Annotated in this window: 22 protein-coding genes; 9 read left to right on the forward strand and 13 right to left on the reverse strand. The window is 41.1% G+C overall.

Annotation, left to right across the window (positions count from 1 at the left end; translation table 11 throughout):
* Nucleotides 1-79: 79 nt before the first annotated feature.
* From NNX04_RS22140 to NNX04_RS22185, 10 genes are all read right to left on the reverse strand, one after another.
* Nucleotides 80-1,351 carry a hypothetical protein gene (locus tag NNX04_RS22140; RefSeq protein ID WP_261948602.1) on the reverse strand — a complete coding sequence of 424 codons (1,272 nt, stop codon included), beginning with the start codon at nucleotides 1,349-1,351 and terminating at the stop codon, nucleotides 80-82.
* A gap of 303 nt (nucleotides 1,352-1,654) precedes the next feature.
* A complete protein-coding gene (locus NNX04_RS22145; protein ID WP_261948603.1) occupies nucleotides 1,655-2,074 on the reverse strand; it encodes a helix-turn-helix domain-containing protein in 420 nt (139 codons plus the stop codon).
* Between the two features lie 2 nt (nucleotides 2,075-2,076).
* A complete protein-coding gene (locus NNX04_RS22150; RefSeq protein WP_261948604.1) occupies nucleotides 2,077-2,343 on the reverse strand; it encodes a hypothetical protein in 267 nt (88 codons plus the stop codon).
* A 29-nt stretch (nucleotides 2,344-2,372) separates the two neighbouring features.
* Nucleotides 2,373-3,827, reverse strand: a complete 1,455-nt coding sequence (locus NNX04_RS22155) for a DNA cytosine methyltransferase (protein ID WP_261948605.1) — start codon at nucleotides 3,825-3,827, stop codon at nucleotides 2,373-2,375.
* A gap of 155 nt (nucleotides 3,828-3,982) precedes the next feature.
* On the reverse strand, nucleotides 3,983-4,642 hold the full coding sequence (locus NNX04_RS22160) for a hypothetical protein (RefSeq protein ID WP_261948606.1): 660 nt from the start codon (nucleotides 4,640-4,642) through the stop codon (nucleotides 3,983-3,985).
* The gene (locus NNX04_RS22165) at nucleotides 4,626-4,856 is read right to left on the reverse strand and encodes a hypothetical protein (RefSeq protein ID WP_261948607.1); all 231 of its coding nucleotides are present in this window, start codon (nucleotides 4,854-4,856) and stop codon (nucleotides 4,626-4,628) included. Before NNX04_RS22165 ends, NNX04_RS22160 begins: the two co-directional genes overlap by 17 nt.
* A gap of 12 nt (nucleotides 4,857-4,868) precedes the next feature.
* Nucleotides 4,869-5,111, reverse strand: coding sequence for a hypothetical protein (locus NNX04_RS22170; RefSeq protein ID WP_261948608.1), 243 nt, complete (start codon nucleotides 5,109-5,111; stop codon nucleotides 4,869-4,871).
* Nucleotides 5,112-5,218: 107 nt separating this feature from the next.
* Entirely contained in the window at nucleotides 5,219-5,551 is a 333-nt protein-coding gene (locus NNX04_RS22175; protein WP_261948609.1) for a hypothetical protein, read from the reverse strand.
* A gap of 69 nt (nucleotides 5,552-5,620) precedes the next feature.
* The gene (locus NNX04_RS22180) at nucleotides 5,621-6,031 is read right to left on the reverse strand and encodes a hypothetical protein (protein WP_261948610.1); all 411 of its coding nucleotides are present in this window, start codon (nucleotides 6,029-6,031) and stop codon (nucleotides 5,621-5,623) included.
* Between the two features lie 66 nt (nucleotides 6,032-6,097).
* Entirely contained in the window at nucleotides 6,098-7,681 is a 1,584-nt protein-coding gene (locus NNX04_RS22185) for a hypothetical protein (RefSeq protein ID WP_261948611.1), read from the reverse strand.
* Between the two features lie 650 nt (nucleotides 7,682-8,331).
* Here NNX04_RS22185 and NNX04_RS22190 point away from each other — a divergent pair.
* The 3 genes from NNX04_RS22190 to NNX04_RS22200 all read left to right on the forward strand — a co-directional run bounded on the left by NNX04_RS22190 (nucleotide 8,332) and on the right by NNX04_RS22200 (nucleotide 11,152).
* On the forward strand, nucleotides 8,332-8,670 hold the full coding sequence (locus NNX04_RS22190; RefSeq protein ID WP_261948612.1) for a helix-turn-helix domain-containing protein: 339 nt from the start codon (nucleotides 8,332-8,334) through the stop codon (nucleotides 8,668-8,670).
* Nucleotides 8,654-10,000, forward strand: a complete 1,347-nt coding sequence (locus NNX04_RS22195) for a type II toxin-antitoxin system HipA family toxin (protein ID WP_261948613.1) — start codon at nucleotides 8,654-8,656, stop codon at nucleotides 9,998-10,000. Before NNX04_RS22190 ends, NNX04_RS22195 begins: the two co-directional genes overlap by 17 nt.
* A gap of 255 nt (nucleotides 10,001-10,255) precedes the next feature.
* The gene (locus tag NNX04_RS22200; RefSeq protein WP_261948614.1) at nucleotides 10,256-11,152 is read left to right on the forward strand and encodes a hypothetical protein; all 897 of its coding nucleotides are present in this window, start codon (nucleotides 10,256-10,258) and stop codon (nucleotides 11,150-11,152) included.
* Nucleotides 11,153-13,131: 1,979 nt separating this feature from the next.
* Here NNX04_RS22200 and NNX04_RS22205 read toward each other — a convergent pair.
* Nucleotides 13,132-13,578 (reverse strand): hypothetical protein, encoded by a 447-nt coding sequence (locus NNX04_RS22205; RefSeq protein ID WP_261948615.1) that lies wholly within the window; start codon nucleotides 13,576-13,578, stop codon nucleotides 13,132-13,134.
* 151 nt (nucleotides 13,579-13,729) lie between these two features.
* Here NNX04_RS22205 and NNX04_RS22210 point away from each other — a divergent pair, with 151 nt between their 5' ends.
* From NNX04_RS22210 to NNX04_RS22230, 5 genes are all read left to right on the forward strand, one after another.
* Nucleotides 13,730-14,566, forward strand: a complete 837-nt coding sequence (locus NNX04_RS22210) for a ParA family protein (RefSeq protein WP_261948616.1) — start codon at nucleotides 13,730-13,732, stop codon at nucleotides 14,564-14,566.
* Entirely contained in the window at nucleotides 14,567-15,865 is a 1,299-nt protein-coding gene (locus tag NNX04_RS22215) for a hypothetical protein (RefSeq protein ID WP_261948617.1), read from the forward strand. It abuts the gene before it with no gap.
* On the forward strand, nucleotides 15,862-16,374 hold the full coding sequence (locus NNX04_RS22220; protein ID WP_261948618.1) for a hypothetical protein: 513 nt from the start codon (nucleotides 15,862-15,864) through the stop codon (nucleotides 16,372-16,374). Before NNX04_RS22215 ends, NNX04_RS22220 begins: the two co-directional genes overlap by 4 nt.
* 223 nt (nucleotides 16,375-16,597) lie before the next feature.
* On the forward strand, nucleotides 16,598-17,860 hold the full coding sequence (locus tag NNX04_RS22225) for a DNA cytosine methyltransferase (protein ID WP_261948619.1): 1,263 nt from the start codon (nucleotides 16,598-16,600) through the stop codon (nucleotides 17,858-17,860).
* Nucleotides 17,861-17,872: 12 nt separating this feature from the next.
* A complete protein-coding gene (locus NNX04_RS22230; RefSeq protein WP_261948620.1) occupies nucleotides 17,873-18,190 on the forward strand; it encodes a hypothetical protein in 318 nt (105 codons plus the stop codon).
* A gap of 44 nt (nucleotides 18,191-18,234) precedes the next feature.
* On the opposite strand, the gene rdgC is transcribed toward NNX04_RS22230, so the two are convergent.
* Nucleotides 18,235-19,167, reverse strand: coding sequence for a recombination-associated protein RdgC (gene rdgC / locus NNX04_RS22235; RefSeq protein ID WP_261948621.1), 933 nt, complete (start codon nucleotides 19,165-19,167; stop codon nucleotides 18,235-18,237).
* 80 nt (nucleotides 19,168-19,247) lie between these two features.
* Between rdgC and dnaG the strand changes: the two genes are divergently transcribed.
* Nucleotides 19,248-21,215 carry a DNA primase gene (gene dnaG, locus NNX04_RS22240; protein WP_261948622.1) on the forward strand — a complete coding sequence of 656 codons (1,968 nt, stop codon included), beginning with the start codon at nucleotides 19,248-19,250 and terminating at the stop codon, nucleotides 21,213-21,215.
* Nucleotides 21,216-21,248: 33 nt separating this feature from the next.
* Here the strand turns inward: dnaG and NNX04_RS22245 are convergent, their stop codons facing one another.
* Nucleotides 21,249-22,256 carry a DsbA family protein gene (locus NNX04_RS22245; RefSeq protein ID WP_261948623.1) on the reverse strand — a complete coding sequence of 336 codons (1,008 nt, stop codon included), beginning with the start codon at nucleotides 22,254-22,256 and terminating at the stop codon, nucleotides 21,249-21,251.
* Nucleotides 22,257-22,347: the final 91 nt, after the last annotated feature.

The following is a 22,347-nucleotide window of genomic DNA, read 5'->3' on the forward strand; positions in this document are numbered from 1 at the left end:
AACCCAACCGGTTCCGCTGATGTATCCCCGCTGAAGATCAAGCGAAGAATTAAAAGGAGGCTTCGGCCCCCTTTTATTATCAATTAGATATTACAGATTCCGTCTCAGCTATTGCCTCCCTTAATGGCCGAATAGCGTCAGCCGGAACTTGTTTAATAATAACTGCCTGCCCTCTTTCCAATTGCTCTGAAACAGCTGCAACCTGGGGCGGGGTTGGGAACGGATTATTTGCAATTTCACGAATAACCTCAGCAACAGCAGTACGAGGCGAAATTGAAACGTCTTGGCTTGTAGCTGTAGCAAGCGATGTACTTACAATATCGAAGCTTTCTTGAACCTGTTTACGAATTGATTCCCGCTCTGCTGAAAATAAAAAATGGTCGTCATTTAGATACCTTATCCCTAACGACATTTCTGTTCGAAGGGCAGAAAGTGGGTCAGTTAATGCATTGCGAGTGTTTGCTGCATAATCAATTTGATAGGCAATTACATTGTTAAAATGTTTAGCCCAGGTTTTAGATGTGTCATTTAAAGCAGCGGTGGGATCTTTGTAATAAGTATCTTCAACAGTAATTTTAAAAATTGAATGGCTAACATCAGAAATTGGAACATTATTAAAGTAAGCAGTATTGTCTTTAACAATCACATCACCATTCATATATTTACTGTAATCACTTTCTTTTTTGGCTGAAAATGCCACAAATGCACCTTCACATATATTCCCAGGATCTGTTGAAAATTGGTAATCAGCATCCATTGTTAAAATCGCACTGTCTTTTTCAACTAAAAAAGAATCGACAACACTTGCTACAGTATTTGCAGTAGTTATTGCAGCGGCTGTAGAGAAATCTGGAATGAGAGATGAAACAGCAGAGAATAGAGCAATTGAGTTCTGCACATTTGAGTCATTATCTGAGAGAACTTGAATGGTAAGTGAAGGTGAACTGAAGTTATATGGCATCCTGTCTAATATCATCCAGTCTTGCATAATATCTCCGCCACTACTGCCATTTTCAAATCGTGTGGCGTTTTTCACGCGAGTAACATTTAAGTTATTGGGGCCTTTTGTTGCTGAAAACTTAGCAAGCCCATAGGACGTTCTATTCGACTTCCAAAAGTCTAAATATTTTGCATCCTTTTTAATTACATACATTCTGACTATATTGATAGAAACATACGAAGAGAATTTTGAGGCAACTTTTTTACATGGTTCTGTCTTTTCCCCATGTATATTTTGATAAGTAACAGGTTTAATTCTGGTAGGTAAGCTTTTTTTCTCAGCAAAAGCATTAGAAGAAAAAAGTAATGAGAAGAGAGCACAAAGCAGAGCAGAAGTTATATACCGGTTCATAAGCAATCCCTTTGTAGCTGAAGTGGCACGGATACCCAAAATTACAAAGATCAAAGATCTTGTCAATTACATCAGCTAACAATTTTACCCTTACAAACCAGTTTTAGGTTTAGTCAATGTAAATGTTAATCTTCCACCCAGCATTAGCTAATGATGCCATAGAGTCTTCTAGGTACGCCTTCAGATCCTCAACAGAGTGAATTCCATCGGGATAAGATGGGAACAGCTCAAACGTGACTTCATGACCACTGGGGGTGAATATCTCGCTCGTACTGGTACTACCTGCTGCGCTGGTACCTACTCTCACCTTGACGTTGTTACGTAGCATAAATCATCCTCGGATAAATGAGATATTGTTAATCTAGTAATTTCTTTGCGTAATTCTTGCGGTGTCATTCCCCATTGAGAATTAACAAACCGGTTAAAACTTGCGTAACCCGAAAACCCGACAGCTGTACTAACCTCTAATAATGAAATGTCTCTAACAATATGAAAAGCAATCAGGCTTTTCCGAAGCTGATCAACTATCAAGACGTAGGACAGATTATCATTATTCAATAGCCTACGTTGCAATGATCGAACTGAAAGGTTCAATGCAGCACCTAATTCCGGCAACGTTGGAAACGTCCCGTGCGACTTCATGTGGCTACTCAAATGATTTACTACTTCTTCCAATAGATCACTACCAGATGGTACCGAAATATCAACTTCCATAAATTTCATGTCTAAACCTTTTTCTTCAAATCACTTTCGACAATTGCTGTTTTACAACCAAAATAATTTATCAAATCCTGTAGATCACTATCATTCTTCATGTCGGTTAAAAGGTCTGCAATATCCGGCCTATTAGCTCTAATCTTTAACCATAAATCTTTTTTTTCATCATTGGGCAGGTCATTCAGGATGATTACCGGCTCTTGCTTTCCTGCCTTTGGGATATCATTCGATGGAACTATAACATTTGATGAATCAGTGATCTTTCCAGAAGCCATGTATTCACCCCATGTAGTGGGACAACCCACTACGCAAAAATATCTAACTGATTAGAACGATATACATCGATTGGCTTAATCTTCTGTATGCGTTCTTTTTTTGCTGAAAAAATTGATACCACATTTTCAGTCGAAACAAAAAGTTGATTACCCAGCAGACGACCTATGCCACGCGCATGATTAAATAGAATGCTTTGACCTAAGCCTTCATGAGCTGTGGTATCAAAAACGTTTTTAATTAAGCACTCTGGAATGCCTTTAACGCGGCAGTGTTCAATCGGGGTTAAGAGGCGTTCTAAACCTTGTTCATTTACAATAAATGGCTCACTTGAACGTCTTTTCATATACGAGCGTCCAATAACATTAATTTTTGTCGCTGCATTGGTATAAAGCGCACGACGAAAACCTTTGCCCTCCGCAATATCATGCTCTTGCTTTGCATCAAGGTAATCGTGTTTACGCCACAAAGAATTTGTAACTTCATTTGGCTCTACGAGTTCACCAAGAGTTCCATAAACCTTATCAAATGATTCAATTTTTGATACGTCAATCGCAGGTAGACCAGCTGATACAGCGATGAACCAATAACGCTTTCTAGCTTCAAAGCTACCAGCCTGCTCTTCATCAAGTAACATTTCATAAATGTTGTAACCTAAATACGAAAGCATGCTTTTTAAAAGTGTGTATGTGGCTGATTTCATTGCTTCAACAACATTTTCAGATACATATATTGCAGCATTAGTTTTCTGTAAAATCTTTACTAAACCAAATACAGCGGTCGCGTCTTTGTTATGTTCTTCAGCAATTTTAATTTTGTTTTTGGCTTTCCCAGCTTTAGAGTGAGATGTACAAGGCAAACTAAACTGAACCAAATCAGTTTGTGGCAACAGATCTTCTTCAATCTCTTCTAATGAACCTTCGATCACCTTAGTGGCTTTCGTTACGGCGTAATTGTTGTCAATGGCGACTTGAAGGTACTTTGCTTCTCGATCAACCAACCAATCTAGTGATGATTTAATTCCAACATCCTGTAAACCATCAGCCAGCGCTACAGCGGCAACACCAATCCCACAACATAAGCTACCTTTAGTTAATCTACCTTCTGCAGCATGGTTGATAAATGCTTCTTCGCGGTCAACCTTTTTGCGGTCAAGATGATGAATGGAAATTGATAGTTCGCCGTGGTGAATATCTATGCGAACGCGGGTTGCACTTTTCGCGAATAACTTTGTTTTCTTGCCGTTCAAGTCGATGATGGGAATTATGCTGTCATTATTCTTATTCTTCTTTCCTGAGACAGTGCGATCGCCGGTAGGATCAAGCTTTATCTTGATTACTTCGTTCTTAAAGTCACGCTCAACGGTGTATGGCTGTCCGAACGTAAATCCAGCAGCACCCATTTTAGCGCCTGATATCCAAATGCGCGCTGCGCCGCGATAATCAGCAACTTTTCTATAAATGTGTTGGACCGCTACTGAAGCCATATTAAACACCTAAAAAACATAAATACCGATAAATTAATTATAGGACACTGTGCCCCATAATGTAAAGTTTTAGTTTATTTTTTTATGATTGTTTAGTTTTGGCCGTAAAAAAAACCTACCGGCAATTAACCAATAGGTTTTATCGAATGAATTTATTAAATACGCATATTTTTTACTGTTTTGTCATACCCTTCGCACAAGGCAGCGTGAACCATAAACAAGGTGTCGGCTTTTAACCCAATGGATCTGCCAGAAATAGTTGCGAATTCCTCGTCATTCCACTGAAGATGTTCATCAATATGAATGTAGTTGCCCGGCGTGACGCCCATGTATCCACGCTCAATTCGGAATTGCCTCAAGGCAAGATGAGAACACATATCTGTGAAAAACAGTTCTTGCGTCATTCCAGCTAGTTCAATAATTCGGAAAAAGCGAGGGAAATCAATTTTGCTTTCTGAACACGATTTAATGAGTGCATCTAATGCGCCAACAAAGTCTAAAGATTGATCTGTAATAAAGTCGATTTGATATACGATTGCATCAGTATCAAGTTCTCTTACTTTAGCTGCTGCTGTGATGAGCATTACAAATAAAGATCGCGCCTCGTCAAAAGATAACTGTGGTTTGGTTACATTTGTGTGCGCTTTACTACTCCACCCCCAAAGCTTTTCATTTTTCTCAAGAATTTGAGCAGCGGTAATTATGACGTTTCTCAGATAATTTATGTTGCTCTTTAAAAAGCGCTGGTCATGTTTCTCAATATGACTTACCTGTGCCTCTACAATTTGTTTAACGTCTTTATATGGATTCTGCATGTTTATTCCTTTTTAAATTGTTTCGATTCAGGTTGTTTTCAATGATTGCAAGCTTTGTCATTAATTCATCTAGCGTGATGATTGATTTTGAATAATCTTCTATAGCCTCAAACCCTTCGCAGCTGCCAGTATGAAAGTAAATAGCCTCTGCCATTTCCTGGCACTGATTAATGTCAATTGCTGTGCTGCTGCATACAAGTAGCGCGTTACCCATAATTCACCGCACTTAAAACTGTCTAATAAACAGTGACCAAACATCTGCCATCGACATATTGGTAGTATTAATACCCTGTGAAAAAACTTTGAATTCATCTTTGATACCATTCAGTACCATTGGTGATTTTAAATCTGCACCCCGCCATCGCAGCAACCCGCCCTGTGCAATCCCGGATACTGCTTCGCGATATACAACTCCGAGGGGTATAAGTGATGGGTTAATCTTCACTGGAGAATGTTGTTGATTATTCATGATGCTGCTTGGAGTTGTGGGATATAGTTAATATTCTATCATCTAATGAATGTGAAAAAGTAATACCTACTCCCTTTACGGTTTAGGTATTACACGGAAGGCTGCTATTAATCTCTCGAAATAGGTTCCATCAACTGAGTTGCTAATAGGAAATGACAGATATCCCCGAGTGAAATCGGGCTAGTGTGATTTTCCCACCGTTGCCAACTCTTGGCTGTCTTAAAGATGATCGCGGCAGCTTCTGCTTGAGACATTGCATTATCAAGATCTGGCCGCGCGCAGATGCGCATGGCTTTTGCCATCTGATGCGTACAAACCGCTGCTTCCAACTCTTTTAGCTTGGATACACTATCTTTCGTTTTATAGCGGTCATGAGCTTCCCAATTTGTAATCAATTTGACTGCTTTAGAAACTATTGATTGTGCTTGGGCAATAGTCATGCTCTGTATTTCTAGGGTTTCAGGCCTAACCGCGATCCCTGAAACACCCCCCGCCTTTCTGCCAACCATTTATGTGCCTTGTCTTGATTTATGATTACTAATTATCGTTTGGATAATCTTTGTCGTGCATTGATCGTCTTGCCGCTTTCTTTTTTGATCAACTTTGTGCTCAATCGGCTCCAAACCTGGACCGCCGTACCTGACATTCTGGCCAATTGCTTCAAAAACTATTTCTTGTGAGCACTCTTCAGGCCAGCTCGTTATCTGTTCCTTAAAAGCTTCTCCGTCGATTTCGCCTTCTACTAACAAATGGTTTCCCAGCATTAAATTACTTACATATTTCCCTGTGCCGGAAATTTCATGAGCCCCTACTTTGGTAGCCAGGGTAATGCGCATTGGCATAGTGGTATCTTTAGGGTCGGTACAACCAGTAAAACCTATGACGGCTGATAGCAGAAGTGTAGAAACTGACTTTTTCATGGCGTGTAACTCATTGTGAACATCCGCATAATATAGGACATGATGGCCGATAATACAATGTGACCTTTATCCCTCGTAAAAATCGCCTTCCGATATTTCATCTGTAGATTTTGAATTTGTGAAAAAGTCTGGCTGTAATCGTTTGAAACCTTCTTTTTGAATGAGCCCGTCTTTGCCCAAGATCGGATCGGCCTGATTAAACCAAAAAGTAATTTTGTAGCCGTGGGACATATGCGGAGTGAACTTTACAAAATAGCCATATATATCAAGTGTATTCTCGTGGCCATCAATCCACTGTTGAGCATTCTTCTCAGCAAATTTCCTGCACTCAGTTAACAGTGCGTTTTGCCAATCATTGAATCGAATTGCTGAAGGCATAATCTGCTTTTGGACGGTTTTTATTGGAAATGTTAAAACGCGTGTTGGATCTCTGGCGATGTTGCGCGCGGCGAAAAAATAAATATGAGTAATCATTTTAAGCCGGTTCTTCAGCAGCATAGGATTGATTACAAAGGTGTTCCATACCTCGGGATCAAGTAATTGCGAGAAGATTAGAGGGTGCAGTGAAATGCGGTATTTACGTGGTAATCGAACACCACTTAGACCGTCTTCAATTTCTGAAACAGAGTCTCGTTGCCATAAAAACCGGAAATCCATGTTATCTGGATTAAACCTCTGCCCGTTCTCATATACTGAGTCTAACCCAAAGAATTCAGCAAACTTGCTGTTGGGTGGGCATGCGATATTGAGATTAGTAAAATACAAACGATCTATGGATTTGCGAAATGTTGTACGGTTTGAACCAACGCTTTCTAACCCGCAGATCTTGCAAAGGTCAACTAAATCCAAAAAATATTCGTTTTTTACTTCAAGGCCTTTTGCTAGTCGATTTTCGTTTGTATAAACGACCATCGTTATTATGCCGAGCACGGTGTTCTGGTCTTCTAATGAAAATATTTCAGAGTCGCCGCCTGCCGTTGCAGTGATTTGAATCATTTCATTTTGAAAGGGATAGTGAGTAACTATTTTTTCATTGCGCGAATCTCGGACAGACTGACGACCGGCTGAAAAAAATACGTTATTAAGCAAACGCTCTGAGTAGGCGTGCCCATCGGAGTCTTTGTATGAGAGCAGCTGCACCCCGGATTGAAGTAGATCAGTTTCTTTCTCCTTCAGCGCTTTATAGTAATTAATATCCCTGCCTTCGTGAGTCGTTAATGGCTTTTGCTTCTTGGGTAACGGTCGTGCCAGGATTTCATCAATTTTTTGCAGCGTATATTCATATAGTCTTCCTTGCTTTCCCGCGATCGAGATTTGCTTACGATCAAACACACCATACTCAATGAACGAATTCAGTCTCTTGCTTAGTGTTGCTTTTGAAAGGCTGATTTTACTGTCTTTAGTCTGATTGACTGCGGCACGCAACTGTTCAATATCTAGCATGAAATACTGAATTTGATCTTCAACTATGATTTTGCCATGTGATGTGGCAAGCATAATGATTACTTTCAGAAGGTCGATATCCTCCCTCTTAATCAAAGTTGACAGGTATAACCTTATCGAATCGATTGATGAGGCTTCAACTTTAAAGATCGGGCCATGATTATCGAAATTAGGAATATCGACCAAAAATTTAGTATTTATATTCATCAACTGTGCGCATGTTGGAATGTGTATGAAAATAGTTCGATTATTATTGCATTCATTCTGCCTGCTTTTGAACCAATATTTTTCACATCAATTTGTTGTTGAAAAGCCCTTTAAAAAGTATTTAGCTTTATTGTTAGATATTAATAAGATTCTTCATGTGCGGTATTTCATGTTTAATACGCCACGTAATAAAACCTTGTTAATCAATAACTTACACACCATTTAAAATGGTTCTCTTCTGCAAATTAATTGTTCTCTTCTGCGATAGAATGGTTCGCTTCCGTATTTTAATGGTTCACTTCCGGTAGAAAATATTGGTTCGCTTCTTCGTTATTTTGGTTCGCTTCTGACTTTTTATTTGGTTCACTTCTGCATGAAGCTTCACTAATAACAGCATATGCACAGGAAATAAACAGGATATGCACAGAAAAGGATGAAAATAACGATATTTTGGTTCACTACTGCTTTTTTTGGTTCATTACTGTGTGTTTTAAGTCTTTCCATTCGATAATTTTGAAAGCTGATTGTGTTTTGCACTCACTTTGCATAAAGTTTGACAAATCTTCTTAAAAGGGTTGCTATAGCGTCTCTTTTTCAAAAAAAAGGGCGCTATAGCGTCTCTTTTATCTAAAGTGGGTGCTGCAGCGACTATGACAGAAAAAAAACGTTCTCAAGCTCGTGTTCCCCTATCTAACCCAACAATTGCAAAGAGTTTTGATTTTGGCGTTCGGCTCCGGGCTGCACGTAAGCGACGTGGCTGGTCTTTAGACTATGCGCAAGAGTTGACGGGCATATCTAAGACGACAATCAAACGCATTGAAAAAGGTGATCCCTCTGTTGCGTGGGGCTTTTTTCTTGTTGTGCTGCAAGTTTATGGACTCATATCTGAGCTCGACAGCTTGTGCCAGGTATCAAAGGATTACTTGGCTCCTGTTCCCTTACATTCACGTTCTAATAGCACAGCGACTTTTGATGATGACCTCTCCTGAATTAAATAAATTATATGTCCATGTTGACATTGGCGGGGGTGAAAGAATCCTTGCTGGTGAGCTCGTTATCGATCGGGCTAATCGAATGGGAAAGTTTCGCTATACCCGTCAATATTGTGAGCACCCCGATGCGTTTACCTTAGATCCAATCAATTTGCCGTTGATCAAGGGGGCTATTTACGAAAGCCCAATGACGCGGGAATCAATGGGCATTGCAGGAGCTTTATTGGATGCGGGACCGGATGACTGGGGGCGTAGATTGCTCATTGCACTGTTAGAGCCGCCACCTTCCAATGATCTGGAGTTTCTGTTGGCTGGATCGGGCAAGGGTACCGGAGCTTTGTATTTCACGCGTGACCGGGTTGAGCCAGAAGCTAAATCAATTCCGCGAGAATTTGATAACCTTGAACAGATTGCAGAGACAGCATTATTAATTGACGAGGGTATTCAAGTATCAAAAGAGCGAGCGATGTTTTTTCGTCAAGGCAGTAGTTTGGGTGGTACACGGCCAAAAACATTTATAGACGAGCCTAAGCATAATGGTGATTCTGGCCCTGCTGGATTTACGCGATATATAGCCAAATTTTCGAGGAAAGAAGATCTGGTAGATGAATGCCTTCTTGAGCACGCAAGTATGGAAATGGCGCGAGATGCGGGTATTGACGTGCCGAAAACGAAAGTTATGGATACCGCTCTTGGCCCAGTATTCCTTATTGAACGCTTTGATTTAGATAAGCGTGGTGAGAGCGCACATGTGATTAGCTTTAAATCACTAATTAATAAGACCGGGATGGACAGTGTTACATCTGAACAAGAGAGTTATCCAAACCTTGCAAATATCGCTAAACAAATATGTGTCGATGGTGCGAGTGATACAAAAGAGGTGTTCAGAAGAATGCTTTTCAATATTGCGGTCGGTAATGTCGATGACCATGTGAAAAACCATAGCTTCATTAAACCAGCTGGTGGTAAAGGATATCAACTATCGCCCTGTTATGACGTTGTTCCATCTATTGGATTGCAAGGCAACTTACAAATTATGAGTGTGGGTCCATCAGGCGGCCATCAAACAGTAAAAAATATAACTTTAAGCGCTGAGCAAATGGGGATATCAAATGCTGACGCAGCTGAAATTGCTGAAGATGTATTGCGAGCGACCTCTAATTGGGAAGAAAGATACAAGCAAGTTGGATTAGAGGATAAAGAAATACAGCTTATTGGGCAGTGTTTTAAAAATCGGGCACAAGTTACTCAATTTCTTGAATCGATCCCCGCGATCGATAGAAACCGCGAAGCTAAGAAGAACACAGGAATAACATTCACCCGGTAAAGTGTGGCATGCCACACTTTACCCATTTAATAACCTTCCAACTCCGCCCGCTTGACGACAAGATCATCTCTTGTCAGTATTTGTGCCTGTGGCACAATATTGCAGCCTTCTCAGAATAAATAATCCTATAAAAACAAATAAAATAGAAAAAACCCTACTTATTGAATTAAATATTAGGATATTATTTAAATCAAATGTGCCACGGGCACAAGTGCAAGCAACCTCCATATGTTAAAGGCGCTATAGCGACTCTATATGATTGAAATTGAGATCCCCTGCGTAAACTGCCAAGTACACCCACTGATGGCTTTACCTTATTCAACTGAAGACAGAATGAATAATTTGAATGATAGGTTTAAAGGTGGGGGTGCCCTACCCTTCCCCGTTGTCTTAAAGCATGGCAACTTATTTTTAGTGGTATCAGGCTGGGATGTTATTCAATTACTAAAACTGAAAGAAATTCATCGCGCTCGCGTGTTATTGCTAAACGAATCTGAAAATGCAGAACTTGAGTGGTGCATTACCAAGCATTGCCAGGATCTAGACTTGCCTTGGACCAGCAATGCATTAGCGATAAATAAGGCAAAAAAACAGCTAAATTTAGCCGACAAAGATTTAGCCGTGCGGCTGAAAATAGATAGGAGCAAGGTTACTAAGCTGATAAAAATTGCCTCAAAACTTAGTCCTAAACTATTTAAGCTCGCTGAAAGAAAAGTGCTTAGTTATAGCGATTGTCGTCGGTTGGTTACGTTACCTTTTATTGAACAGGAAGAATTAGCAATCGAAGCAATTGCAAAAAACTGGGATTCTAAACGAATATTGAAAAAAGCCTTTCCAACGACACAGATAAATAGCCCCCTGCCCTTTGGTACGATACAAGAAATTAGTAAAAGCCGTGATATTAAGCGACTTGAAATTGATATTAGCGAGTTAATTGGGTATCCAGTTAGCATCAATCCTTTAAATGACGACTGCTCCGCTGGATCGATTGATTACCAATTTTTTGACCGCTCTGGTTTAATTGATGTGCTTACAAAATTGAGATCTGGTTTTGCAACTGGTGCTGTACCTAAAGGCCGAATTTCGCTTACCTTTGATTCTCTGGATGGTTTTGAATCATTAACAAGCGGGTATTTTGACAAGGATATGTAGCATGCCACATATTCACGCGCGGCTATCCATTTGATACTCAAACTTATACGGTAGACGGCTCGCATAATCCATCGAACCAAACCAGCTTTATTCCTTACTGTGTGGCGTGCCACACATTTGATCGATCTCATACTCATTTACTGAATACTTCCTCTTAGCGGTAGATGACTCGCAAAATGACATTTACCTATTCGATGGGCTATGGTGCTTTGCGGGTGTGGCATGCCACACATTTATATTGGCACAAGCCGGTAGTGAACTTATCCGCTCCAGGTAGGCGTCCCGTAAACAACTTTACTTAGTCTGAAGAGCTATGGTGCTATCCGAGTGTGGCATGCCACACATTTATATTGGCACAAGCCGGTAGTGAACCAATCCACTTCAAGTAGGCGACTCGCAAACTTGCTTGAACCATTTTGAAAAGAAAGGGTGTGATCCGGGTGTGGCATGCCACACATATATTTTGGGATTAGCCGGTAGCGAACCAATCCATTTCCTGTAGGCCACTCGCAAACTACTTGAACCAGTTTGTAAGGGTAGGGGCGGTGCGGGTATGGCATGCCACACTTTTAGATTGGGATAAGGCGGTAGTGAACCAATCCCGTACAGGTAGACGACTCGCAAAATACCCTGAACCATTCTGATGGGATAGGGTGGAGTGCCGGTGTGGCATGCCACACTTTTAGATTGGGATAAGGCGGTAGTGAACCAATCCCGTACAGGTAGACGACTCGCAAAATACCCTGAACCATTCTGATGGGATAGGGTGGAGTGCCGGTGTGGCATGCCACACTTTTAGATTGGGATAAGGAGGTAGTGAACCAATCCCGTACAGGTAGACGACTCGCAAAATACCCTGAACCATTCTAATAGGATAAGGGGGAGGCACCTGTGTGGATGCCACACTTTTAGATTGGGATAAGGCGGTAGTGAACCAATCCCGTACAGGTAGACGACTCGCAAAATACCCTGAACCATTCTAATAGGATAAGGGGGAGGCACCTGTGTGGATGCCACACTTTTAGATTGGGATAAGGCGGTAGTGAACCAATCCGGTAAAGGTAGACGACTCGCAAAAAAACCTGAACCAATATAATGGGATTGTGGCGCAGTACCTGTGTGGCATGCCACACTTTTAGATTGGGATAAGGCGGTAGTGAACCAATCCGGTACAGGTAGACAACTCGCAAAATACCCTGAACCATTCTAATAGGATAGGGGGCGGTACCTGTGTGCATGCCACACGTTTAAATTGGGAAAAGCCGGTAGTGAACCAATTCATTTCCTGTAGGCCACTCGTAAACTACTTGAACCAGTTTGTATGGGTAGGGGGCGGTGCGGGTGTGGCATGCCACACTTTTAGATTGGGGTAAGGCAGTAGCGAACCAATCCATTACAGGTAGACGACTCGCAAAATACCCTGAACCATTCTAATTGGATTGGGCGCGGAATCAGTGTGGCATGCCACACGTCGAAGTTGGGAATAGCCGGAAGTGAACCAGCCCATTTTTCTAGGCAGCTCTTAATCAGACCTTAACCGATTCGATAGTTAAAGATCCAGGTGTGGCATGCCACATCTGAGCTTGAACAAGCCGGTAGTGAACTAATCCATTATGGTAAACGGCTCGATATATCAATTGAACCAATCTGATTGACCCGTTGAGTAGGTGGTGTGGCATGCCACACACTTTATAGGTTTGTGTGTGCCATTAAGTAAAAAGATAGCGTTATCCTTAATAATGATGACAGGGTAGGGGGGGGAGTGTATTTGATACGAAGCTTCTTATCTCGGGAAGCTGGGAGAATCGAAACTATCGTTAGTAGACGACTCGCAAATTCAATAGAACCAATTGATCTGCATTGGCATTAGTGTGGCATGCCACACATTTACAGAGTCAGTCGGAGAGGGAGGAAAGATCAAGAAGGAAAAACCGCCAGTTGTTTTAGCAGACTGGCGTTTGAAAATTAATAATTGGTATCTACGCAGAAAGCTCCTCATTAGCTCTATTTCTTTCATCCTCAAGATACTGCTTAACTTTATATTCAATATAGAGAATGGCTTGAGTTGATAGTGGCTTATGACTGACTGTATCCGCTCGGCGCATAGCATCTTGAATACGACCCGCACTAACGCCTGTAATCATTTCAAATCTTTTATAGCCAAATTTACTAAGTGCACACCTCAAGCTGTAAAACCACTGAAGCAGCAATTTAGACTGATCGCCATGATAATGATGATGGTCTTCCACATTCACCTGTCGCCAGGTCAATTCACCTTCGACTTCAACCAAGTATTGAAGCGTGTATTCAGCGGATAGCTCTTTTGCTAACTGGATAACATGAAATAGCTTTCCACTTACAAGCTGATCTTCTCGGCCTGCAATCACTATGCGGTAGACACCGCTCCCGATTCTCGATAAATCCAATTCATCACCCTTTTAAGTGGCGCATATATAAAGTTTGATATATATTTACTGTAATATATATATAGAAACATATTTACAGTTGTGCGAAGTAATGAGAGGATAATACTACAATCCTGCAACGCGGGCTAATTGATCAATATTGGAGTAACCAGTGAAAAAGAAGATTTTAGCGATAACGAATCAAAAAGGCGGCGTGGCTAAATCCACCACTGCGGCACAAGTTTCTAGCTATATTGCGAGCAAAGGGAAAAGGGTTTTACTGATTGATCTTGATCCTCAAGGTAATGCTTCATCAAAATTTTTGAAAATGGTTTCAAAATTTGAAGACAACGGAAATGCCTTTGGTCCGCCGCAACATGAAGATGGAGCTTATTACACTTCCGCATCTCTCTTTAAAAATCCCGCAGAAACTGAGTGGGATGCTTACCCAACTGCAACAGAAAACTTATTCGTTTTGCCAGCCTCCAGCTCAATGTTTGAGTCACAACAACGATCTGATTATGCAATCAAAAATTTCACAGACTGGATGAATTACGCAGAGCTTTGGGATCATTTTGATGTATTGATTATTGATACACCACCTGCAAAAAATCTGTTTTCAGAAGCTGCGATTACAGCTGCTACACATGTAATTATTCCATGCCCCATGGAAAAGTCGCCCTTTGAGGGTTTGATGGCTGCGATTCAATTTATCAACGTTGTTAATGCTCCTTTTGCAACAAATGATATGGCCCAAATTATCGGAATTTTGCCGACGATGTTCCGTGGTACACAGGCTCTTCATAAATCATTTTTAGCACGCTTAAAGAAAATGCTTGGTCAGCTTGCCACACCGTTTGAAATTAAATATCGACCGACCTATCAAGAAATGGATATGGTTGCCAAAACAAAACCTTACATCGTTCCTAACAATTCCAAAACAAAAGCTGCCTACGAAGAGTGGACTATGCTGGGCGAATTTGTAATGAATAAAATGGAGATAATGTAAATGGCAATCGGAGGTAGCAACAAAAGCCGTAAAGAGCTAATTGAGGATGAAGGCGATGAACTACTAGCAGGGGTTCAGGCAGCTTTACACGTTACATCACATCATGACTCAATCATTGCCGTAAAGCTTTCAAAAATTAAACTCGATGATTCAAATGGTAGATTCGGACAAGTTGAATTAATGAGTAAAATCGATCTTATCGTTGACTGTATCAAAGAATATTTATCAGTAAGCGAAGAAAAAATTGTTCCCGACTGGTCAGCACTTTCTGATGTTTCAAAAGTACCAGAATTATCAATTTCAGCAACGATGCTTTATAACAGTTGCGCAAAACTGGCAAACACATATTTGCAGAATGAGGGGCGCGCCGATACTCCACCAAAAGTATGCGCCGCAAATGCTGAGGGAATTCATCTTACAAAAACTGGACATAGACGAACAATAGCATACACCTTAGCTGAGCCAATTACTGGCGTTAATGTAATTGATGTAATACTGGATAAGTCAACATCTGCAAACGACCAGCTTTATCAGTCAATAGGGCGTATCACCGAAAATACAGCGCGCGAAGACAACACACTTGCTGAACAGATTGTTAGCATTAGTCGGGTTCTTGAATTACTCCAACAAAAAGGAGAGTCTGTTAATAAGGCAAAACTTGCACAAGCAACTGCAATTGAAAGAACTAAACTAGGTCGGATAATTGAGGTTATTACTTCAGGATTATCTAAATCTGAATCACTAATCAAATCAATTCATGAAAATGGTATTGAGGATATTAAATCGCTTAGCCTCATCGCAAAGCAAAGCAGCGATCAATGGACCATTTTGGTTGAACAACTGATTGCGAATGGTTCTGCATGGTTTAGGAATCAATTTAAAGACGGAGCACCGATAGAAACTGTGCAAGCTCCAATGGTTGCACCTGTAGAATTGATCAAAACAGTTCCTGAAATTACACCGACGAAAAATCAGAAAGTTGAAACTGCAGACGAAGGTACAAACAAAGAACGGGCTTCGACGATTGCACCAATTACATCAAATAAGCAATCACCCCCAGTAGCTAACACTGATGAAAATATTACGTGTGACAATGGTTCAATTAACATAAATATTTCTGGCACTGGACAGGAGGCAAATCCAAGTGTTGTGTTAATTGATCCTAAAGAAGCTGGTGCAATTAAGGTTTTGACGATGTTGAAACAATTGGATAGCTCCATCACTTTGCTCGAAAATGAAAGTGGGTTACAAACACTGGAAAAACTATTGGTTAAGTTGGGCGAGGAAGAAAGCAAGTGAAAATGAGAATGAAGCCGGTAGGCAGTCCTGTACTAAACTCAAAAGAAGTTAAGGTGCAAGCGACTAAAACCGAGGTAAAGAAATCTACTGTGAAATTCACAGAGTCCCAAGTGTTTTTGCTGGACGTGGGCATAAAAGAGCGTAGCCGGATATTAGACTTGGCTGTAAGACGTTTATTAAGTTGGGATTCATATTTGAATGCACCTTGGGATGATGCAGCTAGAGGGCTTTGTTCAATAGGGTGCGGCAATACTTGGCTTGATGTAGTTGAAATGGGTATTGAATACAAAACCAAAGCAAACCTTACAAAGCCTCAAGCTATTTCTATTCCTGTTGAAACATTTTCAATGCTTGAGCTAGCTGAAGCACGTGTAAGCCAAATTCGACCTTCGCTTGCGACAAAAGGAATAATTGCTGGAATAATTCGCAGTGCCATAGCTCAGGACCAACTGACGAAAATGATTGGCGAAGAGATTGAAATTGAAGATTCCATTTCAATCGCTGAATAAATTGATGCCAGATTGGCCTTCCTCCAACGTTAAAAGCTAACATACCAAGATAATATTAGGAATTACTGACACCGGTATTACTCGCAGCACTCCGCAACTTATCACTAAGCAACTCGGGTTTAACCGAATCGATGGCAAGCGCAAAGTTCGCTTATCGACAAACTTTCTTGCACTCATGAACTTTAAACCCGGTATGCCATTACGCATAATTCCGTCATCCGGGATGAATGGATTTGAAGTAGTACCAGCTGAATCAAATGAGCAAAGTGCGAATATTGTGTACAGCCGTACATATAAGCGTGCAGGCCGAAGTAATAATCCACTCGAATTAATTATGGAATTCGGCTCACAGAGTCTTATAGATTCATGTTTCCCTAAACCTACTGAAAGATTTCATGTTGAGATGTTCAAAAACAAAGTGCGATTTTCCCCACTTGCTAATCGTACATTTAATATCATCAATAGATTTAAAAATGCCGATCCATTTTCAGCAATGGTCGCCCTTACTGGGGGCGTCGATATCTATGCAATGGAACGATTGGGCTGGAAAGCAAATATTGTTTTAGAGCATCGACCACAAGAAGCGCGAGATATCGCAAGTGGTCGAAATTTGACAGAAGTTAATGCACTTAATACTTGGGTTAATGCAAATCCTCGCGTAATCCTAAATGAAGACATTCATAAGCTTTCAACTGAGAGATTAGCAATTATCTTAGCGACTCAGCCGCCTGTCGCAATCTGCAGCTATTCAATTGGGTGCGACGATCATAGTTTGGCAAAGTCAAAAAAGGCCAAACAGGTTTCGCTTGATGACCTTTCTACCATGCTGGATATGATTTATCCCGTCCTTAAACAGATAGAAATGATCGAACCTTTGATTGTTCTACTTGAAAATGTAAAAGGTTTTGGAAGCTCAGACGCTGGAAAGATTATGTCAACTACGTTGCGGCGCTTTGGGTACCATGTCAGTGAAATGGTTTTGTCTGGTAAGGATTATGCAGCCTACCAAGCAAGAGAGCGTTATTACATGGTCGCTTCTGTGTTCCCCGGATACAAAGCTCCACCAGCAGTAAACACTCCAGCTGGTAGCCTATGGGAAATAGTTGAAAAACATTTAGCTGATTGCGTTGATGTTACCGATACAAAGCTGATAAAGAGTCGAGAGGGATATCATCGCAAAATGCCTGCTTACATTACGCGCGATAGTTTATTTTCACCAACGGTATTAAAGTCACAAGATCGCATCCGCGATGGCGTTTTTATAGAAGATGGTGGAAGAGTTTATAAGCCATCAATTCCATTACTAAAAGATCTTATGTCTATTCCTCAAAGTTTTAATGTTGAATGGATGGCAAAAGAGCAAGCAACAGAAACACTTGGGCAAAGTGTAGATTTTGTTCTACACCAAGCTGTTATTAAATCAGTCAATGAGCATCTGAATATCCATATTGGTAGCCATTCGTTGGTAAGCTATGGAATTAAGTAAAGGGGAGGTTATATGAAACTTGTTGTAAATAATGACGGTAGTCAAACACCAGAAAAACACACAGTAGAATCAGCGATGCTTTGGATGACAGAGCAATATAACCGGGATTTGAAACGCTTCAGAATTATCATGGTACCGGTCTGGCTATTGTTTATTGGTACAGTGATTTTTGCTTTGATGCAAGATTCTCTAAGTGTGTCTTATCTGCTCCTGCAGATATTTTCTTCTGTTATGGGTACCGTTGTTTTGTATTTTGTTCTAGCGAAGTTGTTTAAACCAGAAAAGCCTACGAATGCCGATGCAGAAAAGTGGGTTAAAGCAGTTTCTTAACGTTGTATATGTAGAAAAAAAGGGGCAATCATGCCCCTTTTCTTTTAGATTTCTGTAGGGATGTTTGATACCGCGTCCCAAAGCTCCAAGAATGCACTATAAAAAACCATGAAAGTAGCTTGTTGATATGTGCGTAGTGATTCGTGACTGTCACCTTCCTGGATCTCTTTTATTTTCTCACTGCAGAATGCCTTGAAATTCATTTGAGAAATAATTCGTTTTGAGGATAAAACAAGTTCAACCTGCTCCTTCCATATCAATTGCACTTGACCTACATGCTTCTGGTTATGTAGATGAACACGCACCTCTTCGGAATCAGCATTTTGATTTGAAAGTGCTGCTTTACATGACTCGTTTTCAAGACGCATATTACTACCAACCTCAAAGTTATACTCTTTTGGCTGATTTTCTGGTTTATACACCCACGCGGTCAGAGTATCTTCTAAAACAGCCTCTACTAAGTTCCCTTTCCAGTCGAGACTAGTTCCTTGATCTTTAAGAGCAACATTAAGTTTATCTACAACAAATTCTACTGCTGGGCTATTAGATTCTGTTACCACAAGTATGCGCCGATCAGCATCATAGATGGCTTGATAAGTGTTTTCATTTGGTGCGGTCTTTGGGTAGAGCTTTTTCTTTTGCTCGTCCCTTAGCGTTTCCCGTTCATCTTTATTTAACCTGCGATTTTCCTGCTTTTCTTTTTCTGCAATAGCTTGGTTCCATTCGCGGCTAAGTCGAGACTTATTCAACACCCGGCGATCATGCCGGAGAGTCAGGATGTAGACGTTATTGCATCTAGGGAGTACCGGCCAGGTGTCAGTATGATCAGGTCTTGTAAAACCCCAACTTTCCTCTTGAACATTACTCAATTCCTTGAACTCAAGCTTCTCCACTGCTTTAGCAAGTAGATCCATATTCCATGGATTGGGTACTGAAATAACGGTAGCTCTTTTGAGGCCTTTAGAGGTTTTTAGCATATATCGACCAATTACTATGGTTTCGGGAAGTGTGGGATTATACTAATATTATCAAATCTATAAATGGTCGAAAGCTCACTATGCAATATTCACCGGATCTTCTTCAGAAAATAGCCGACTCACTTGATATCGTGGATGTAATTGACTCGCACGTAAGCTTAAAGAAATCTGGAAAGAACTACTCAGCTTGCTGCCCGTTCCATGAAGAGAACACCCCCAGCTTCTCTGTGAATGCTGAGGATCAGCTTTACTACTGCTTCGGCTGTGGGGCAGGGGGGAATGTCTTTAACTTCTATGAGGGCTTCTGCAAGGTCTCATTCCCGGAGTCAGTGCGAGCGATGGCCAAGCTCGCTAACATAGAGCTGCCAAAGGAGGAAATGAGTTTAGAGCAGCGCAAGGAAATTGGTGACAGAGCAAGGGCACTCGATGTGCTTGAACAGGCTAATCAAATCTATCGAGCAGAGCTACCAACCAATCAAGAAGTCCTTACACTGCTTTCTAAACGAGGGTTGAATCGAGATATGGTAGACAAGTTTTCACTTGGCGCAGCAAAAAATGAATGGAGGCATGTTATTGAATTATTGGGGGGAATGAAGAACCTCAATAGCTTAGTTGACTCCGGGTTAGCTGTGTTTGAGAAAAAAACAGATACCACTAAAGGGAAATTCTATGACCGGTACCGGAATGCTCCTGTATTCCCGATTCGGGATACCAAGGGTAGGGTAGTGAGTTTTGCGATCAGGCCATTGCAGCCGATCAGTGGCGATGGTAACAAAGGCTCTAAATATATAAATGGGCCTGAAACTTCGGTTTTCAGTAAGTCAAAATTTGCATACGGCTTATATGAATCACTCCAGGTTAATAGCAATCCAGACCGGTTAATTGTTGTAGAAGGTTACATGGATGTAATCTCGCACCATCAATTCGGGATTACGAACACTGTTAGCAGCATGGGCACAGCCGTTAACGAGCAAAAAATTAAATCACTTTACCGGCACACCGATCATTTAACATTTTGTTTTGACGGTGACGATGCAGGTATTGAAGCAAGTAAGCGTGCGCTAAATGCCGTACTTCCATTTCTGGATGATCAAAACAGCGCGAGTTTCGTTACATTGCCTGCTGGTGAAGATCCCGATTCCTACATTCGCAAAATAGGTGCTGAGGCTTATTCCATATATCTAACTCGGAATGATGTGCCTGCAAGCGAGTACCTATTTCAAATAGCCCGCAATGGTAACTCTGATCTTTCATCTGCCGAGTCGCGAGGACAAGCATTTGCTAATGCCAAGTTGCTTATGGATCAAATGCCGCCGTCCACTATGAAAGCGATAATGCTCTCAAGGTTGCAAGATATAACTGGCATTAAACCTACCGAGTATCTGCCATATAGCATTCAATTGGCTGAAGGCGCTTGTAATGGTGTGGATCTTGGTTCGTTGGAAGCAGAAGTACGTGAGCTCATTGCTAGTCGTTTGGGGGCAAAAGTAGCTGACGTAAAAGTGCAATGGTCAATGCCAGAAATTGGACCAAAACAAATTCCATTCTCCCCGGTGCTAAATGTAGGTGATGCTCAACAGGAGCTAAAAATTCGTATGCGCGAAGTAGGGCGTGTTCTTTCACTTGAAACACCAGTGGCAAGAGGCCTGACACTTGCACAAGTCTTAAATACTGCAAGATCAAACATTAATGACGCCAGCCTTATGGCTAAGGGATTGATTGCCGGATATATGCGGGACAGCGATGCGTTTGATACAGAATGCCGATTAGCGGTTAGTCATTTGGAGTTTATTAAAAACCAATTGGCTGCAATGAATTCAGGGCTCAATCAAACAACTAAAGATCACGTTATCCAATGGGCGCAAAATGTAGGTAATAAAGCATTCGTCGTTAACAGTATCAGAGATTATGTAGATTCAAATACAGCGGCAAACTTGGATCGTAGTGTTCAATCCATGATTAAAATCGCTGGCACCATTGAGAAAAACTTAAAAATGGATGAGATACCACAAATGAATGAAGAAAAAGTTATGGGAAGGAGTATCTAATCGGTTGTGGAACATCCCTGTTCATGTGATGTATCAATTGATGTTTAGGTCTGCTTTAAGCGTTTTCAGGAATGATTCGTTATACCCATACTGGTGATGGATAACGCCATCGGTAGATTTGAAAAACATTTGAGGGGTACCAGCAGACCGCACATCGCTTTTTTCAGAGCGAATCATTGATAGCAGCGCAGTAGTACGTGTTAACCAGTCCTTTGCTTCATCTGGTTTAGATAAGGCACCATCAAGCGGCATATTATTAGCAATGGCTTTGAGCTTAGTAAGGCGTTCATCATTAGTTAACCCTGGATCAGTCAATGCAACCAAGTTTGAATACGGCGGCCTAGATGGTCCAACCACTGGTATCCAATAAACAGTAATTTCCCCGGCGCCGATTAATGGCTGCAACTCTTCATACTTTTTCATGCAATAGGGGCATGCGGTATCAATTAGAACAAATATTTCGTGTCCGCCTTTTCCGTCTTTTATGCCATTCGCAGATTTCAATAATGAGTAGTAATTTTCAGGCGCATTTACTGGATCTTTAAATACAGATTTACCGGCGCTTGTTAGATTTGAAAAACGGAAAATTCCATCAAGCTTAAATGGCTCATAAACAGTTGAGGTAGAGGCCTGTTGGCGCTCTTGTACAGCTGGTGTTGAAACTGTGGAAATTTCTTTAGTTGGCTCAGTATTTGTTCCTGCTATGAGGACTTTTCCGTTTGCATCACTGATTGATTTGTCCCCCGCGTTATAAACGGCAATAGGGCCAGCAATAAAATGTAGTCCATCCGGCAGCATTATCAGATTCTGAAGCGCACCTCGCCCATCAACATAGATCACTTGAGTAGCTTGGCGCATACCAGGTGCGTCAGGTGCTCTTTGAATAGCTTTTATGTAAGTCCCTTTTCCACCCACTGCTATTGCAATTTCCGCCGCCCTAGACTGAACAGCATCTGGAACAACCTCAGTTCGTGAATAAGCGTTAACTGAATGTAATAGGAACATAGCATTAAATACAAACATAGAAAGCTTGTTTGGCATAGGTAAAACCTGTATTTAGTAATATGGGGGTGGACAACATTTGCAGATCTTACCATAATGCCAACATTTAAAGCATGTGCTAAAAGCACCA

It is taken from the genome of Cellvibrio sp. QJXJ, assembly GCF_024452345.1.
GTDB lineage: Bacteria > Pseudomonadota > Gammaproteobacteria > Pseudomonadales > Cellvibrionaceae > Cellvibrio.

Excerpts from the sequence above, each read along its gene's own strand:
- NNX04_RS22140 (WP_261948602.1), bottom strand. The coding sequence starts at position 1,351 with ATGAACCGGTATATAACTTCTGCTCTGCTTTGTGCTCTCTTCTCATTA.
- NNX04_RS22145 (WP_261948603.1), bottom strand. The coding sequence starts at position 2,074 with ATGAAATTTATGGAAGTTGATATTTCGGTACCATCTGGTAGTGATCTA.
- NNX04_RS22150 (WP_261948604.1), bottom strand. The coding sequence starts at position 2,343 with ATGGCTTCTGGAAAGATCACTGATTCATCAAATGTTATAGTTCCATCG.
- NNX04_RS22155 (WP_261948605.1), bottom strand. The coding sequence starts at position 3,827 with ATGGCTTCAGTAGCGGTCCAACACATTTATAGAAAAGTTGCTGATTAT.
- NNX04_RS22160 (WP_261948606.1), bottom strand. The coding sequence starts at position 4,642 with ATGCAGAATCCATATAAAGACGTTAAACAAATTGTAGAGGCACAGGTA.
- NNX04_RS22165 (WP_261948607.1), bottom strand. The coding sequence starts at position 4,856 with ATGGGTAACGCGCTACTTGTATGCAGCAGCACAGCAATTGACATTAAT.
- NNX04_RS22170 (WP_261948608.1), bottom strand. The coding sequence starts at position 5,111 with ATGAATAATCAACAACATTCTCCAGTGAAGATTAACCCATCACTTATA.
- NNX04_RS22175 (WP_261948609.1), bottom strand. The coding sequence starts at position 5,551 with ATGACTATTGCCCAAGCACAATCAATAGTTTCTAAAGCAGTCAAATTG.
- NNX04_RS22180 (WP_261948610.1), bottom strand. The coding sequence starts at position 6,031 with ATGAAAAAGTCAGTTTCTACACTTCTGCTATCAGCCGTCATAGGTTTT.
- NNX04_RS22185 (WP_261948611.1), bottom strand. The coding sequence starts at position 7,681 with ATGAATATAAATACTAAATTTTTGGTCGATATTCCTAATTTCGATAAT.
- NNX04_RS22190 (WP_261948612.1), top strand. The coding sequence starts at position 8,332 with ATGACAGAAAAAAAACGTTCTCAAGCTCGTGTTCCCCTATCTAACCCA.
- NNX04_RS22195 (WP_261948613.1), top strand. The coding sequence starts at position 8,654 with ATGATGACCTCTCCTGAATTAAATAAATTATATGTCCATGTTGACATT.
- NNX04_RS22200 (WP_261948614.1), top strand. The coding sequence starts at position 10,256 with ATGATTGAAATTGAGATCCCCTGCGTAAACTGCCAAGTACACCCACTG.
- NNX04_RS22215 (WP_261948617.1), top strand. The coding sequence starts at position 14,567 with ATGGCAATCGGAGGTAGCAACAAAAGCCGTAAAGAGCTAATTGAGGAT.
- NNX04_RS22225 (WP_261948619.1), top strand. The coding sequence starts at position 16,598 with ATGAATGGATTTGAAGTAGTACCAGCTGAATCAAATGAGCAAAGTGCG.
- NNX04_RS22230 (WP_261948620.1), top strand. The coding sequence starts at position 17,873 with ATGAAACTTGTTGTAAATAATGACGGTAGTCAAACACCAGAAAAACAC.
- rdgC (WP_261948621.1), bottom strand. The coding sequence starts at position 19,167 with ATGCTAAAAACCTCTAAAGGCCTCAAAAGAGCTACCGTTATTTCAGTA.
- dnaG (WP_261948622.1), top strand. The coding sequence starts at position 19,248 with ATGCAATATTCACCGGATCTTCTTCAGAAAATAGCCGACTCACTTGAT.
- NNX04_RS22245 (WP_261948623.1), bottom strand. The coding sequence starts at position 22,256 with ATGCCAAACAAGCTTTCTATGTTTGTATTTAATGCTATGTTCCTATTA.